The 14,885-nt window shown below is 42.6% G+C and carries 14 protein-coding genes; 10 read left to right on the top strand and 4 right to left on the bottom strand.

Translation table 11 applies throughout. The annotated features are described in order from the left end of the window. The first annotated feature begins 7 nt into the window (after positions 1-7). Entirely contained in the window at positions 8-1,453 is a 1,446-nt protein-coding gene (locus QQJ93_RS01585) for a TrkH family potassium uptake protein (protein ID WP_089125133.1), read from the top strand. Between the two features lie 88 nt (positions 1,454-1,541). On the opposite strand, the gene trhA is transcribed toward QQJ93_RS01585, so the two are convergent. Both trhA and QQJ93_RS01575 read right to left on the bottom strand, forming a co-directional pair. Further along, complete coding sequence (trhA, locus tag QQJ93_RS01580) at positions 1,542-2,192, bottom strand: PAQR family membrane homeostasis protein TrhA (protein ID WP_089125132.1); 651 nt, start codon at positions 2,190-2,192, stop codon at positions 1,542-1,544. A gap of 87 nt (positions 2,193-2,279) precedes the next feature. After that, positions 2,280-3,065 (bottom strand): sporulation protein, encoded by a 786-nt coding sequence (locus QQJ93_RS01575; protein ID WP_089125131.1) that lies wholly within the window; start codon positions 3,063-3,065, stop codon positions 2,280-2,282. A 207-nt stretch (positions 3,066-3,272) separates the two neighbouring features. On the opposite strand from QQJ93_RS01575, the gene QQJ93_RS01570 reads away from it, so the two are divergent. The 5 genes from QQJ93_RS01570 (at position 3,273) to QQJ93_RS01550 (ending at position 7,087) form a co-directional block, all read left to right on the top strand. Continuing rightward, positions 3,273-3,398 carry a hypothetical protein gene (locus QQJ93_RS01570; RefSeq protein WP_272159028.1) on the top strand — a complete coding sequence of 42 codons (126 nt, stop codon included), beginning with the start codon at positions 3,273-3,275 and terminating at the stop codon, positions 3,396-3,398. 148 nt (positions 3,399-3,546) lie between these two features. Further along, positions 3,547-3,813: a YihD family protein gene (locus QQJ93_RS01565; RefSeq protein ID WP_027695038.1), complete on the top strand. Its 267-nt coding sequence runs from the start codon at positions 3,547-3,549 to the stop codon at positions 3,811-3,813. 182 nt (positions 3,814-3,995) lie between these two features. Continuing rightward, complete coding sequence (gene ccoG / locus QQJ93_RS01560; RefSeq protein WP_089125130.1) at positions 3,996-5,378, top strand: cytochrome c oxidase accessory protein CcoG; 1,383 nt, start codon at positions 3,996-3,998, stop codon at positions 5,376-5,378. Positions 5,379-5,453: 75 nt separating this feature from the next. After that, entirely contained in the window at positions 5,454-6,455 is a 1,002-nt protein-coding gene (locus QQJ93_RS01555) for a serine/threonine protein kinase (RefSeq protein ID WP_089125129.1), read from the top strand. A gap of 32 nt (positions 6,456-6,487) precedes the next feature. Then, a complete protein-coding gene (locus QQJ93_RS01550) occupies positions 6,488-7,087 on the top strand; it encodes a thiol:disulfide interchange protein DsbA/DsbL (RefSeq protein WP_089125128.1) in 600 nt (199 codons plus the stop codon). A 92-nt stretch (positions 7,088-7,179) separates the two neighbouring features. Here the strand turns inward: QQJ93_RS01550 and yihG are convergent, their stop codons facing one another. Together yihG and QQJ93_RS01540 are read right to left on the bottom strand one after the other, a co-directional pair. Next, a complete protein-coding gene (gene yihG, locus QQJ93_RS01545) occupies positions 7,180-8,097 on the bottom strand; it encodes a 1-acylglycerol-3-phosphate O-acyltransferase, YihG family (RefSeq protein ID WP_089125154.1) in 918 nt (305 codons plus the stop codon). Positions 8,098-8,140: 43 nt separating this feature from the next. Beyond that, positions 8,141-9,664 carry a YifB family Mg chelatase-like AAA ATPase gene (locus QQJ93_RS01540; RefSeq protein ID WP_089125127.1) on the bottom strand — a complete coding sequence of 508 codons (1,524 nt, stop codon included), beginning with the start codon at positions 9,662-9,664 and terminating at the stop codon, positions 8,141-8,143. A gap of 439 nt (positions 9,665-10,103) precedes the next feature. Between QQJ93_RS01540 and ilvG the strand changes: the two genes are divergently transcribed. The 4 genes from ilvG to ilvD all read left to right on the top strand — a co-directional run bounded on the left by ilvG (position 10,104) and on the right by ilvD (position 14,885). Continuing rightward, positions 10,104-11,750, top strand: coding sequence for an acetolactate synthase 2 catalytic subunit (gene ilvG / locus QQJ93_RS01535; protein ID WP_089125126.1), 1,647 nt, complete (start codon positions 10,104-10,106; stop codon positions 11,748-11,750). Further along, positions 11,750-12,007, top strand: coding sequence for an acetolactate synthase 2 small subunit (gene ilvM, locus QQJ93_RS01530; RefSeq protein WP_089125125.1), 258 nt, complete (start codon positions 11,750-11,752; stop codon positions 12,005-12,007). The genes ilvG and ilvM overlap by 1 nt, the downstream gene beginning before the upstream one ends. Before the next feature lie 28 nt (positions 12,008-12,035). Beyond that, positions 12,036-12,974: a branched-chain-amino-acid transaminase gene (gene ilvE / locus QQJ93_RS01525; RefSeq protein WP_089125124.1), complete on the top strand. Its 939-nt coding sequence runs from the start codon at positions 12,036-12,038 to the stop codon at positions 12,972-12,974. A 69-nt stretch (positions 12,975-13,043) separates the two neighbouring features. Beyond that, positions 13,044-14,885, top strand: a complete 1,842-nt coding sequence (gene ilvD, locus QQJ93_RS01520; RefSeq protein WP_089125123.1) for a dihydroxy-acid dehydratase — start codon at positions 13,044-13,046, stop codon at positions 14,883-14,885.

Below are 14,885 nucleotides of genomic sequence, written 5' to 3'. Positions count from 1 at the left end.
GAATCGCATGGTTAACTATCGTCCCATATCGTTTGTACTCGGTTTAGTGCTATCAAAAATCGCACTATTTATGTATGTGCCAACCTTACTAGCATTCTTCACCGGTACGGACGGTTTTATTGAATTCGGCCAATCTTTATTAATTACTCACTTTGCTGCTTTCGTTTTTCTGTCGCTTGGACGCACCAAAAACTTCCGTCTCGGAGTGCGTGATATGTTCTTGATCACCACCTTGGTTTGGAGCGTCTCAAGCTGCTTCGCTGCTCTACCATTTGTCTTTATCAACCATATCAGCTTTACCGACGCTTACTTTGAAACCATGTCTGGCATTACCACTACAGGCTCTACGGTATTAAGTGGTTTAGATACTATGTCACCAAGCATTCTACTGTGGCGCTCTACTCTACAGTGGATTGGTGGGGTAGGATTTATCGTAATGGCCGTTGCAATTCTTCCTATGCTAAACGTTGGGGGGATGAAACTATTCCAAACTGAATCTTCCGATTGGTCAGATAAAAGTAGCCCGAGAGCTAAAAGTGTCGCCAAGAACATCGTGGTGGTTTACGTCACTTTAACCCTTTTATGTATTATTGGTTATCTGTACACAGGGATGGGATTGTTTGATGCAATTAACCATGCCTTTACTACCCTTTCAACGGGTGGTTACTCCACCAGTGATAGTTCAATGAATCATTTTTCGAATGGCGCACATTGGGTAGGCTCTCTTTTTATGTTTTTAGGTGGGTTGCCTTTTTTACTATTTGTCACCGCTCTACGTAAAAGAACCCCGAAAGCGTTATTTCTTGATGCTCAAGTACGCGGCTTCTTCTATCTCGTGCTCACGACAAGTTTATTGGTCGCACTATGGATGACTTTTCGTGATCATTATACGTTTTTCGATGCTATTCGAATTTCAACCTTCAACATTATTTCAGTATTAACCACCACAGGTTTTGGATTAGATGACTTTACCGCTTGGGGTGGATTGCCATCCGTTGTCTTTGCTTTCTTAATGTTGGTCGGTGCGTGCTCTGGCTCAACCGCTGGTGGGATTAAAATTTTCCGCTTCCAAGTTGCTGCCACCCTACTAAATAAACAGATCATGCGTTTAATTCATCCATCTGGTGTATTTGTCCAGCGCTACAACCAACGCCCAGTTAACGATGACATCGTGCGCTCAGTGGTCGCTTTTGTATTAACTTTTATTCTGACGATAATTTTTATTGCAGGCGCATTAAGTACCATGGGCTTAGACCCGATCACCAGTATCAGCGCTTCAATGACCGCAGTGGCAAATGTCGGCCCAGGAATGGGAAGTGTGATTGGACCAACCGGGAACTTCGCACCACTACCCGATGCTGCTAAATGGTTACTCAGTTTTGGTATGTTGATGGGACGCTTGGAAATTCTGACTATCTTAGTGATTTTCTTCCCTGCTTTCTGGCGCACATAAGTTTATCAATTTTCACCTCTTCAGACACAAAAATGGCGAGCCTAATCTGCTCGCCATTATTATTACCATGCAGCTTAAATCGGCTGAATTATCTTGCTACTGGATGTACGTATCCATAAATACTCACAAAGTGGCAAATACAACCACCGAGCACAAACAAATGCCAAATCGCATGATTATAAGGAATTCGTTTATTGGTGTAGAAAATTACCCCTAGTGAGTAAATCACTCCGCCAGCGACCAGCCAGACTACTGCTCGAATATCTAAATGCGTCGCCAATTGATAAACCACCACCAGCGATAACCAGCCCATAATCAAATAGCTAATCAGGGAAAAAGACTTAAAGCGATAGACAAATGATACCTTCATGATCACCCCTAAAAGGGCTATCGACCAAATCACGATCATCAATCCAATCGCTAAATCAGTACGTAAACCAACCAATAAAAATGGTGTATAACTGCCAGCTATTAGTAAATAAATTGCACTATGATCTAGGGTTTTTAACCAACGTTTCGCTTTAGGGTAAGAAATCGAATGATAAAGTGTGGAAGCTAAAAATAACATAATCACACTCACGCCATACACAGTCATACTGACATAAGTCATGGTGTCAGCATGAGCGGCATAAGATTTCATTAACAACACCACTAAAGCAACGACACCAAATATGACACCGAGACCGTGACTAATACTGTTAGCTAGCTCTTCACGAGCGGTATATTCTACAGACGACATCGGTCGACCCTCTAAAGCACAAAAATCCAATAACTTATTCTGACACATTGAGCTTACAAGTGTAAGCCTAATGAATCGTAATCTCTATTAAGTGCTTTGATCTAAAAACGCCAGCACCTTCTTACCCGCTTCCGTCGGTGATTCATCATGCTGCAGTACTAACTCTCGTTTAAGCTTATTACTACCAATTAAGCCTGATAACATTCCCCCCATACCTTTCTTTTGACGATCCACTTCAAACCAAATCTTCAGCTCATGTTCAGTCCGATAAATGACTATTTCTAATTCACGCCAACGACCATGGAATTCACCATGTACTGGTACAAACTCAAACTCTTGAACAAACGGCAAATCAAACCCCTTTACCGCTTCACATTCTACTTGACGAATACGCAAACCAGCCTCTTCTAAAGCTGAAAAAATACCATCATCAAGCGGATCTGGGCGCACAGTTAAAATATCGGTATCTTTAGGATCAGATGCTAAAGCAATATCTAACGTGGTATCTAGCCACACCTTCGAATCACCTAAAGTTATCGGGGTATTCCAAGGTACCTGTAAGTCAACCGAAAACACTTTATCTTGATGGGGCTTAATATTGAATGCTTCGGGCAAAGACCACTTATCCAATACATAAGTTTGGGCAACTTTACTGCCTTCCACTTTGCGACCTTCAGGGCTAATTCGCTCAGCACGGTAGCGACAGCATAGTTTTAGATAAATATTATCGATCGACTGTTCAGTTGCTCCACCATAAACATGTACATCAACCGACACGGTTTGCCCCGGATAGACGACATCTTGCTTTAAGATAGTATCGACGCGCGCCGAACCAATACCTAAGCTCGCTAATGTTTTCTTAAAAAACGACATATCCGCTCCTCGATTTTTTAAATTCCTGTCAATTTATTCACTTAGCGATAAAAAGGTTATCGCTTTAGCAATTCTTTATGACTATACTATTACACAGTCGAAAAATTGTTCGATTACTGGTCATATTTAGGACAAACAATCAAAATACATAATGGTTGGATCAGGTAACAATAGCCATGGATGTGCGTTTTTATAGGCAATAACTATATGCGTCCTGTTCCTGTTCGAGCTTCATTTTCTCGCGGTTCAGCTTCTCGTCGCCGCCACTGTTTTGCTACTGTTCCTGTAGCAAAATCAGCCAAAGCGCCAGCAGAAGCCCCAGAGCAAAAGTAATGCGGTTCAAAACTTGATATCCCAAGAGCGTAGCATCATTTAGGTGCTGCGCTTTTTTATTCTTGCTGAAACTCGCACCTTGAAGTTACTTGGGTATATAATTTGCTACCGTACCGAAATAACCCTTATTTTATCTATGGTGAAGAAAATGAAATGCCACCGCGTTAATGAATTAATTGAACTACTCCACCCTGAATGGCAAAAAGATCCTGATCTTAACCTACTAGAGTTCATCGTTAAGCTTAGCCAAGAAGCTGGCTATCAAGGTAAATTAGAAGACCTTACCGATGATGTTCTGATCTACCATCTCAAAATGCGTAATAGTGGTAAAGAAGAAATGATTCCGGGCCTGGCAAAAGATCAAGAAGATGACTTTAAAACCGCACTGTTACGTGCACGTGGCATTATTGAGTAATAATAACTAGGCCAAGCTGAAATTAAGCCCTTTTGGTCTTGGCTGATCTTTTCAATGACAAAAATCGCAAAGCTAGATCATCATTACATCCCACCACCATTCAATCAGATATAATGTGCCACAATAATTTCCGCATAACTAAATAAAGGCAATGTATCTTTATTTCGGACAAGGAAGCAGCAATGAGTCAAGATCGAATCGATGTCAAAGTCATTACCCCGAAAACCAACCGAGATGCCAACGGTAAAATATACGTAAGAAAAAGCCAAGGGACGTTCCAGAAAATGCGTCGTTATGGCGGTTGGTTTCTAATGGTTCTGTTTGCCATTCTGCCTTGGATTACCTATCAAGATCGCCAAGCGATTTTATTTGACCTAGCAAAACAACAATTTGTTTTCTTTGGAGCCACTTTCTTTCCACAAGATTTGACCTTATTGGCCATCATTTTTGTTATTGCAGCCTTTGGCCTGTTTTTTATCACCACCTTTTTAGGCCGAGTCTGGTGTGGTTACCTATGCCCGCAAACCGTATGGACCTTTATTTTCATTTGGTTAGAAGAAAAGCTAGAAGGCCCAGCTAATAAGCGACGTAAGCAAGATAATAGTAAATACACCGGTAACCTTATCGTTCGCAAAACCATAAAGCACATAGCATGGTGGGTAATTTCTATTATTACTGGTTTAGTGTTTGTCGGTTATTTTATTCCCGTCCGTGAACTATTTAGCGAATTTGCCACCTTTGAATTAAGCTTTTGGCCTGCATTTTGGGTATGGTTCTTTGCGGCTTGTACTTATGGTAACGCCGGTTGGATGCGCTCAATTATGTGTTTGCACATGTGTCCTTATGCGCGTTTTCAATCAGCGATGTTTGATAAAGACACCTACATCGTCGGCTACGATGCCAAGCGTGGCGAACAAAGAGGCCCACGTTCACGTAAAGCCGACAAACCAGCTGGTCTTGGTGACTGCATCGACTGCAACTTATGTGTACAAGTCTGCCCAACCGGAATCGATATACGTGACGGCTTGCAATATGAATGCATCAACTGTGGCGCTTGTATTGATGCGTGTGACCAAACCATGGATCGAATGGGCTACCCTCGCGGATTAATCAACTACACTACCGAACATAAATTGGCCGGTAATAAAACCAAAATCATGCGTCCTAAGCTAATTGGTTACGGTATTACTCTAATTTTGATGATCGGACTATTTATTAGTCAAGTGGCAACGGTCGACCCGGTTAATATGAGTGTATTGCGTGATCGCAACCAAATGTTCCGAGTCGACAACCAAGGTTGGATAGAAAATACCTACACATTAAAAATCTTGAATAAAACCCAGAAAACTCAGCAATATCAAATTGACGTAAAAGGATTAACCGATGTGAAATGGTATGGTAGCCAAACCATTCAAGTTCCTGCCGGTCAGTTGATCAGCAAGCCACTCACCCTGTCGGTAAATCCAGATGAGTTAACCTCGCCGATCATTAAGTTTGAGTTTATACTCACCGACAATAACGGGTTTAACTTGAATGTAGAAAGTCGCTTTATTAAGAAGCTCTAGGCATACTGCAAGTTAACTATTACTCAAGTTAACAATCACATAAGGAAAGGCTAAGTAATTGGCCTTTTTTATTATATGAATAATCCTGATTCACCGCAGATAGCGTTTAATTTCGACGGACTCACTCCCGATTTCATGTGGTACGCACTAGAAAGTATCGGTGTTCGAGCGGAGTCGGGTTTACTGGCCCTCAACAGTTACGAAAACCGGGTGTATCAATTTATTGATGAAGATAAAAAACGTTATGTGGTGAAATTTTATCGCCCGCAGCGTTGGTCACAAGCACAAATCCTCGAAGAGCATCAATTCACCCAAGAATTACTGGAACAAGATATTCCGGTCGCTCCCCCTTGCCTGATTAATGGTATGACGTTACACCAATACCAAGGCTACTACTTTGCTTTGTTTGAAAGTGTTGGAGGGCGTCAGTTTGAAGTAGATAACCTCGATCAAATGGAATGGGTAGGCCGCTTTATGGGGCGTATTCATCAAGTCAGCCAAGCCAAACCATTCCAACATCGCCCTACCATCAGCTTAGATGAATACTTGTATCAGCCGCGCCAATTACTGCAACAATCGAGTTTTATTCCAAGCTACTTAGAGAAAAGCTTTTTCAGCGATCTTGATATGCTAATCGAACAATTAGAACTACATTGGTTCGAACCTAAGCAACTCATCCGTTTGCATGGCGATTGTCACCCCGGCAATATTTTATGGCGAGATGGCCCAATGTTTGTTGACCTTGATGATGCGCGTAATGGTCCGGCGGTACAAGATTTATGGATGTTATTAAGTGGTGAACGTGCAGAAAAATTAATGCAGCTCGACATTATTCTTGAAGCTTATAGCGAGTTTTCACATTTTGATACCAATCAATTGAAACTGATTGAACCATTACGTGGTCTTAGAATGGTCCACTACATGGCTTGGCTGGCAAAACGTTGGCATGATCCGGCTTTTCCGATTGCATTCCCTTGGTTTAACGATGCAAAATACTGGGAAAACCAAGTGCTGGCGTTTAAAGAACAAATTTCAGCTTTGCAAGAACCGACGTTATCGTTAACCCCTCAATGGTAACTCACCTAAAATAAAATGGAGTTAATTCTACAATGAAAAAAATCTTTACTCTTTTCGCCGCTCTAGTGCTGAGTTTTGCTGCTCAAGCAGAACGCTTTCCTGAAGGTGATTACTACAAAGTGGTTGATCTACCAGCTGCTAGCTCACCTAAAGTCACTGAGTTCTTCTCATTCTATTGCCCACACTGTCATGAATTTGAACCTATGATTGGCGCACTAAAAAAACATCTTGATGGTAATGCCGACTTTGAAAAAGTGCCCGTTTCATTCATGGGTGGCAATATGGGTAAACCAATGAGTAAAGCTTACGCGACTATGGTTTCTCTAGATGTAGAAGACAAACTCGTTCCTGTTATGTTTAACCGTATTCATGTGCAACGTAACGCACCAAAAGATGAAGCAGAACTACGTCAGATCTTTTTAGATAACGGTGTATCGGCTGCTGATTTTGATGGTACTTACAACAGCTTTGCCGTTGATTCTATGGTTCGTCGCTTTGACAAAGCCTTTAAAGATAGCGGCCTTTCTGGTGTTCCAACCGTCGTGGTAAACAACAAGTACATTGTTGATGCTAGCAAGATCAAAGATATTAACGAATACTTTGATTTAATTGATTTCTTATTGAAAAAATAATCACTCACTGTGACTAAAAAACGGGAAGCCCTATCTGGCTTCCCGTTTTTATTTAAGTGATCATAATGCTCAACGAAAATATTCCGTTATTTTTAAGCCGCCTTATCAAAGATAGACTGAACCTCTTGTCCATCACGATAGAGATTATCTAAATACTGATCCTTATCTTTCCAACGACTACTCAACCAAGTTTGAAATTCACGTTTAAAGTTTGGCTGGTTAAAGTAATCTCCTTGCGGCACTTGTGAGATTGGGATCATGTCAATTTTGACGACAATCTTAGTTAATCTACCCATTAACATATCGCGAAACGGCTTATCGATATTATCAGGGTAAGCAAGAGTTACATCGACCACATACTCAAATTGCTCACCCATTGCCGCTAAAGTATAAGCAATACCACCCGATTTTGGTGATAGAAGATGTTGATACGGAGAACGACGTTTTTTCGCTTTATCGTAACTATGCCGAGTGCCTTCCACATAATTGACTACCGTAGTTGGGGTATATTGAAATTTACCGCAAGAATGACGAGTTGTTTGTAAATCTTGACCTTTTTTCTCTGGATGTTTAGCAAGATATTCTTTGCTATAGCGACGCATAAACGGCATATCGAGCGCCCAACATGCTAGGCCAACAAACGGTACATACAGTAATTCGTATTTAAGAAAAAACTTCGGCATCGGAATGCGGTTACGTAACACACTGCATAACACCACAATATCGGCCCAGCTTTGATGATTACAAATCACTAGGTACCAACCTTGCTGAGTTAATGCTTCACCACCTTCAATTTGCCACTCAACTGGGTTAATAATATTAAGAGTGGCATTGTTGATACTGGCCCATAACCACATTACACGATTGGCAGTATAAGACATGGTGTGCTGTACAATAGGAATGGGTACTAGCCATTTAACCACCGCCATTAAGAAAATCCCGAATGATGCCAATGCTGTATTTATTATCACTATCAAACAGCTTATTAAAAACCGAATAACCGCCATGATACCCTCAACACTCACCTATAAATCAAAGCCCGGTATTATACCCCTATACCGCTTGCGCCGTTAACTGCTTTAATAAACGATCCATATTGCGATAACCTAATGCTTCCGCTAAATGTTTTTTTTCAATCCATTCAGTCTGTGATAAATCAGCAATAGTCCGAGCGACTTTTAAAATTCGATGATAAGCGCGCACCGATAATCCCAATTGATGTAGTGCTTGTTCTAAAAATTCCGCATCCGCTTTGGCAAGCTTACATACCTGTTCAATTTCACGACTGTTTAATAACGCATTAACCTTACCACTGCGCGCCAACATCAATTGACGAGCTTGCCATACTCGCTGTTTGACCACTTGAGTTGATTCACCACGATCACCACCTTGCGATAAGGTGCCTTTGGGCAGAGCTGGAATTTCAATCGACATGTCAAAGCGATCTAACAATGGACCTGATAAACGACTTAAATAACGTAGAATAGTTTGGGGATTAGCACGGCTCTGTGAACCTTCATAATACCCCGTTGGACTCGGGTTAAGCGCTCCAACCAATTGAAAGCGAGCAGGGAAGCGAGTTTTTCCAGCAGCGCGAGAAATAATAATCTCACCCGACTCTAAAGGTTCACGCAAAGAATCCAATACTTTGCGGTCGAATTCCGGCATTTCATCTAAAAAAAGCAAGCCATTATGTGCTAAGGATATTTCTCCGGGTCTTGGAATCGAACCCCCGCCAACGAGTGCCGCCATTGAGCTGGAATGATGAGGGGATCTAAAGGGGCGATTTTTCCAATTGTGATGGTTAATTTCTACATTGGTTAACGACGCCACCGAAGCACTTTCTAATGCCTCATCATCATTCATTTCTGGTAACAAATCGCATAACCGAGAAGCCAACATCGTTTTACCGGTTCCCGGCGGACCTAAAAAGAGCAAGTTATGCGAGCCTGCCGCGGCAATTTCAAGCGCTCGTTTGCCTTGTTGTTGCCCAATAATATCTTGTAAGTCACGATCGTTATTTATCTTGGGTTGTGCTTGGTCGGAGGTAAACAGTCCCATGGTTTGCTGACCGCAGAGATCGGCACATACTTCCAATAACGTCGTCGCGGATTTATGCACTTCTTGACCAACTAATGCGGCTTGATCACCATTATCTTTAGGCACCACTAAAATACGATCTTGTTTAATACAAGCTAATGCCGCTGGCAACACACCTTTGACTCTTCTGAGTTCGCCAGACAAAGCCAATTCACCGACAAACTCATGACTATCAAGTTTATTAATCGCGATTTGTTGAGAGGCTGCCAGAATACCTAGTGCAATAGGTAAATCAAAACGTCCACCTTCTTTAGGTAAATCGGCAGGCGCTAAATTGACCGTAATTCTTTTAGCTGGAAATTCAAAATTCGAATTTAAAATTGCACTACGCACCCGATCTTTGGCTTCTTTCACTGTAGTTTCAGGCAGACCGACTAATGAGAATCCAGGCATACCGTTACTGATGTGGACTTCGACCGTCACTTCTGGTGCTTCAACCCCCACGCAGGCTCGGCTATGTATGATTGCTAATTCCATTTATTCATCCATTTGTTTAAAGAATTTTTGTTTGAGTACCTATATACAAGCTTTGAAATGAACCGGATGGTGAAAAAAGTGTGAGTTTTTGCTTGTAATATGAGCAAATTCTGTGATACCACTAACACTACTGATTACGTTACGCTTTCAAATGGAATTGGAATGAACTCTATCGCTCGTATTAACACTCTGATTATTCTCCTAGTCGTGGTCATTATTCGGTCCGCGCGGGGATTAGTGAGCGATAAGTAACACCAAACACTATCAAGCCCCCGCACTTTAAGTCGGGGGCTTTTTTTATCTCTTTTTAAAACGTTAAAATTCACAATTGGTTATGACAACAATAATAAGATAACGCCAATATAGTAGGACAAGGAATACGCCTCATGCAGACACAACACATGGAAGACAAACCGCAAAATGCGCAGGAGACTAAACGATGAATGGAGCAGAGTTAGTAGTCAGCGCACTACAGCAAGAAGGCATCAAAACCGTTTTTGGTTACCCTGGTGGTGCAATCATGCCTATTTATGATGCACTTTATGATGGTGATGTCGAACATATCTTATGCCGCCACGAACAAGGTGCCGCCATGGCAGCTATTGGGATGGCACGTTCAACACAAGACGTTGCCGTTTGTATGGCCACTTCCGGCCCAGGTGCCACTAACCTTGTAACCGGTCTTGCCGATGCCTTAATGGATTCAATCCCTATCGTTGCCATCACAGGACAAGTTGCCAGTACTCATATCGGTACTGATGCTTTCCAAGAAATGGATGTGATAGGCATGTCATTATCGTGTTGTAAACACAGTTACTTAGTGACGGATATCAACGAACTGGCTCCTACTCTTTCTGAAGCCTTTGAGTTAGCCAAATCCGGTCGCCCCGGTCCAGTATTAGTCGATATCGCGAAAGATATTCAATTAGCTCAAGCGCCAACCAAGATACTGCCTGAATTTACTCCCCCTGCTATTCCAGTTGCAACTCAGCAAGCCATCGATGAAGCTCAACAAGTTTTAGCCAATAGTCATAAGCCGGTTTTATATGTCGGTGGTGGTGTCCAACTCGCTCATGCAACCGATACAGTACGTGAGTTTTTAAAGCTAAATCCAATCCCAACCGTCAGCACTCTAAAAGGCTTAGGCACGATTGAGCGTCATTACCCACACTACCTAGGTATGCTTGGCATGCACGGCACCAAAGCCGCTAACCTAGTAGTACAAGAATGTGATTTATTAATTGTGGTCGGTGCGCGTTTTGATGACCGAGTAACTGGCAAGCTAGATACCTTTGCTCCACACGCCAAAGTGATTCATTTAGATATTGATGCAGCGGAGTTTAATAAGCTACGTCATGCTCACGCGCCATTACGCGGCGATCTCAACCTACTGCTACCGCAACTAGAAGTAAGTAATGATGTTACTGAGTGGAACGAGCATTGCGACCGTTTAAGAAAGAAATTCAAATGGCGCTACGATCACCCGGGTGATTTGATTTATGCGCCAAAATTGTTGAAACAACTCTCTGACATGATGCCTGATAGCTCAATGATTTCAACAGACGTAGGCCAACACCAAATGTGGGCTGCACAGCATATTCAACCTCGTGCGCCACAAAACTATATCACCTCAGCTGGCCTTGGCACCATGGGCTTTGGCCTACCGGCGGCAATGGGAGCTAAAGTCGCTCGTCCAAATGATGAGTCTATTTTGATCACTGGCGATGGCTCTTTCATGATGAATATTCAAGAGCTTGGCACGTTAAAGCGCCGCAAAATCCCAGTAAAAATGGTACTGCTAAACAACCAACGCTTAGGCATGGTTCGTCAGTGGCAATCATTATTTTTTGATGGTCGTCATAGTGAAACTATTTTAGATGACAACCCAGACTTCATCATGCTTGCCAAGGCATTCGATATTCCGGGAAAAACCATTACTCGCAAAGAAGAAGTAGAGCCAGCATTAAAAGAAATGCTCGCCAGTGAAACGCCTTACTTATTACACGTTTTAATTTCAGAAGAAGAAAATGTTTGGCCATTAGTGCCACCGGGCGCCGCAAACCAAGATATGTTGGAGAACACCTAATGGACAGATATCAATTAAACATAAAAGCAGATGACAAACCTGTATTGTTAGAGCGAGTGTTGCGTGTAATTCGACATCGTGGTTTTATAATCCGACAAGTGATCGCCACAGTGAACCACGAAAGTAATATTGCGACAGTAGAAATCATTGTGGATAGTAATCGACCTATCACTATTTTGATTAATCAAATTGAAAAGTTATGGGATATTCGCACCGTCGAAACTCAACTGCTGCAAACACATTTAATAGAAGAATAAAAACATCGCATTGAAAAGGAAGACAAAGATGGCTACAAATACCGCAGATTTTATTTGGTTTAATGGAAAAATGGTGCCTTGGGCTGAGGCTAATGTCCACGTCTTAACGCATGCTATGCACTATGGTACTTCGGTATTTGAAGGTATTCGTTGCTACAACACCCCAAATGGGCCTATTGTATTCCGTCATAAAGAACACATGGATCGCTTAAAAGATTCAGCAAAAATCTATCGCTTTCCAATTCCATATTCAGTAGAAGAAATGATGGAAGCCTGTCGTGAAACTCTACGCGTCAACAAGTTAGATTCTGCTTACATTCGTCCATTAGGTTTTGTTGGTAATGTCGGACTAGGCGTTTGCCCACCGGTAGATTCAGAAATGGAAGTGATCATTGCGGCTTTCCCTTGGGGTTCTTACCTAGGAGAGGAAGCGCTTGCTAATGGCGTCGATGCGATGATTTCAAGCTGGAATCGCGCCGCCCCAAACACCATTCCAACTGCAGCGAAAGCAGGTGGTAACTACCTCTCTTCTTTATTAGTAGGAGGAGAAGCTCGCCGTCATGGTTATGATGAAGGCATTGCCCTAAGTGTGAATGGCTACATTTCTGAAGGTGCTGGTGAAAATATTTTTGTCGTGAAGAATGGCAAGATTATCACGCCACCCGCCACCAGTTCTATCTTGCCAGGTATTACTCGTGATTCGATTGTCATCCTAGCCAAAGAGCTTGGTTATGAAATTGAAGAAGCTAATATTGCCCGAGAAGCACTCTACCTTGCCGATGAAATCTTTATGACAGGCACCGCGGCTGAAATTGTACCGGTACGTAGTGTCGACCAAATTACGGTTGGTGCTGGCAAACGCGGTCCAATTACCGAACATATTCAATCAAGCTTCTTCGGCTTATTTGACGGTACTACCGAAGACAAATGGGGCTGGTTAGATCCAGTATACCCTCAAGGCAAATAAGCCTAAATAACGGGGTAGTTTACCAATATTGATTGACCAATTTATTAAGATTTAAAAGGATTTAACATTATGCCTATCTACCGCTCCGCCACCACAACTCACGGCCGTAACATGGCTGGTGCACGTGCATTATGGCGTGCCACTGGTGTCAAAGAAGAAGACTTCGGTAAACCAATTATCGCAGTGGTTAACTCATTTACTCAGTTTGTTCCCGGTCACGTGCACCTAAAAGACATGGGCCAACTGGTAGCTGCTGAAATTGAAAAAGCTGGCGGTATCGCTAAAGAATTTAACACTATCGCGGTTGATGATGGTATCGCTATGGGTCACGGCGGCATGCTGTATTCCCTACCATCGCGTGAATTGATTGCCGATTCAGTGGAATACATGGTTAACGCTCACTGCGCTGATGCCATGGTCTGTATATCTAACTGTGACAAAATCACCCCAGGGATGTTAATGGCATCACTGCGCCTTAATATCCCAGTGATCTTTGTTTCTGGTGGCCCAATGGAAGCGGGTAAAACGAAGCTTTCAGATCAACTGATCAAACTTGATTTAGTTGACGCCATGATCCAAGGGGCTGATCCAAAAGTTTCTGATGAACAAAGTGAACAAGTTGAACGCTCTGCTTGCCCAACGTGTGGTTCTTGTTCAGGCATGTTTACCGCTAACTCAATGAACTGCTTAACCGAAGCGCTAGGCTTAAGCCAACCGGGTAATGGTTCAATGCTGGCTACTCACGCAGACCGTGAACAACTTTTCTTAACCGCAGGTCAACGTATTGTTGATCTGACTAAGCGTTACTACCTAGAAGATGATGATTCAGCGCTGCCACGCAATATTGCCAATAAAGATGCTTTTGAAAATGCCATGGCACTCGATATTGCAATGGGTGGCTCAACCAATACCGTTCTTCACTTATTGGCCGCCGCGCAAGAAGGTGAAATTGACTTTGTAATGGACGATATTGATCGTATGTCTCGTCAAATTCCAAATATCTGTAAAGTGGCACCATCAACACCAAAATACCACATGGAAGATGTTCACCGCGCTGGTGGTGTTATGGCGATTTTAGCTGAACTTGATCGTGCAGGTCTTATCAACAATCAAACCAAAACCGTACTTGGCCTCACCATGTCCGAGCAATTAGCACAATACGACATCATGCAAACTGAATCTGAAGAAGTGAAAAAATTCTTCCGTGCAGGTCCTGCAGGTATCCGCACCACTAAAGCCTTCTCACAAGATTGTCGTTGGGATACGTTAGATGATGATCGTGAAAATGGCTGTATTCGCACTAAAGAACACGCCTTTAGCCAAGATGGTGGTCTTGCCGTATTAAGCGGTAATATCGCACTCGATGGTTGTATCGTAAAAACAGCCGGAGTTGATGAAAGCATTCTAAAATTCCAAGGTCCAGCAGTCGTATTTGAAAGCCAAGAAGATGCAGTTGAAGGCATTCTAGGTGGTAAAGTTAAAGCTGGAGATGTGGTCGTGATCCGCTATGAAGGCCCGAAAGGTGGTCCTGGCATGCAAGAAATGCTTTATCCAACCACTTACCTAAAATCGATGGGCTTAGGCAAAGAATGCGCGCTATTAACTGATGGACGCTTCTCTGGTGGCACTTCAGGTTTATCTATTGGCCATGCTTCTCCAGAAGCCGCTAATGGCGGTACTATCGGTTTAGTTAATCAAGGCGATATTATCACGATTGATATTCCTAATCGTACTATTGAATTGGAAGTTAGCGAGCAAGAGCTAGCAGAACGCCGCGCGAAACAAGATCAATTAGGTTGGAAACCAGCTGCTCGTGAGCGTAGTGTCTCTTATGCGCTAAAAGCTTATGCCATGCTAGCCACCAGCGCTGATAAAGGTGCGGTACGTGATAAATCTAAGCTTGAGGAATAA

The sequence above is a fragment of the Vibrio algivorus genome (genome assembly GCF_030161215.1).
GTDB lineage: Bacteria > Pseudomonadota > Gammaproteobacteria > Enterobacterales > Vibrionaceae > Vibrio > Vibrio algivorus.
This window is presented reverse-complemented; position numbering and strand designations above follow the sequence as displayed.

Excerpts from the sequence above, each read along its gene's own strand:
- ilvM (WP_089125125.1), top strand. The coding sequence starts at position 11,750 with ATGGACAGATATCAATTAAACATAAAAGCAGATGACAAACCTGTATTG.
- ilvE (WP_089125124.1), top strand. The coding sequence starts at position 12,036 with ATGGCTACAAATACCGCAGATTTTATTTGGTTTAATGGAAAAATGGTG.
- QQJ93_RS01575 (WP_089125131.1), bottom strand. The coding sequence starts at position 3,065 with ATGTCGTTTTTTAAGAAAACATTAGCGAGCTTAGGTATTGGTTCGGCG.
- ilvD (WP_089125123.1), top strand. The coding sequence starts at position 13,044 with ATGCCTATCTACCGCTCCGCCACCACAACTCACGGCCGTAACATGGCT.
- QQJ93_RS01555 (WP_089125129.1), top strand. The coding sequence starts at position 5,454 with ATGAATAATCCTGATTCACCGCAGATAGCGTTTAATTTCGACGGACTC.
- QQJ93_RS01540 (WP_089125127.1), bottom strand. The coding sequence starts at position 9,664 with ATGGAATTAGCAATCATACATAGCCGAGCCTGCGTGGGGGTTGAAGCA.
- ilvG (WP_089125126.1), top strand. The coding sequence starts at position 10,104 with ATGAATGGAGCAGAGTTAGTAGTCAGCGCACTACAGCAAGAAGGCATC.
- QQJ93_RS01565 (WP_027695038.1), top strand. The coding sequence starts at position 3,547 with ATGAAATGCCACCGCGTTAATGAATTAATTGAACTACTCCACCCTGAA.
- trhA (WP_089125132.1), bottom strand. The coding sequence starts at position 2,192 with ATGTCGTCTGTAGAATATACCGCTCGTGAAGAGCTAGCTAACAGTATT.
- QQJ93_RS01550 (WP_089125128.1), top strand. The coding sequence starts at position 6,488 with ATGAAAAAAATCTTTACTCTTTTCGCCGCTCTAGTGCTGAGTTTTGCT.
- ccoG (WP_089125130.1), top strand. The coding sequence starts at position 3,996 with ATGAGTCAAGATCGAATCGATGTCAAAGTCATTACCCCGAAAACCAAC.
- QQJ93_RS01570 (WP_272159028.1), top strand. The coding sequence starts at position 3,273 with ATGCGTCCTGTTCCTGTTCGAGCTTCATTTTCTCGCGGTTCAGCTTCT.
- QQJ93_RS01585 (WP_089125133.1), top strand. The coding sequence starts at position 8 with ATGGTTAACTATCGTCCCATATCGTTTGTACTCGGTTTAGTGCTATCA.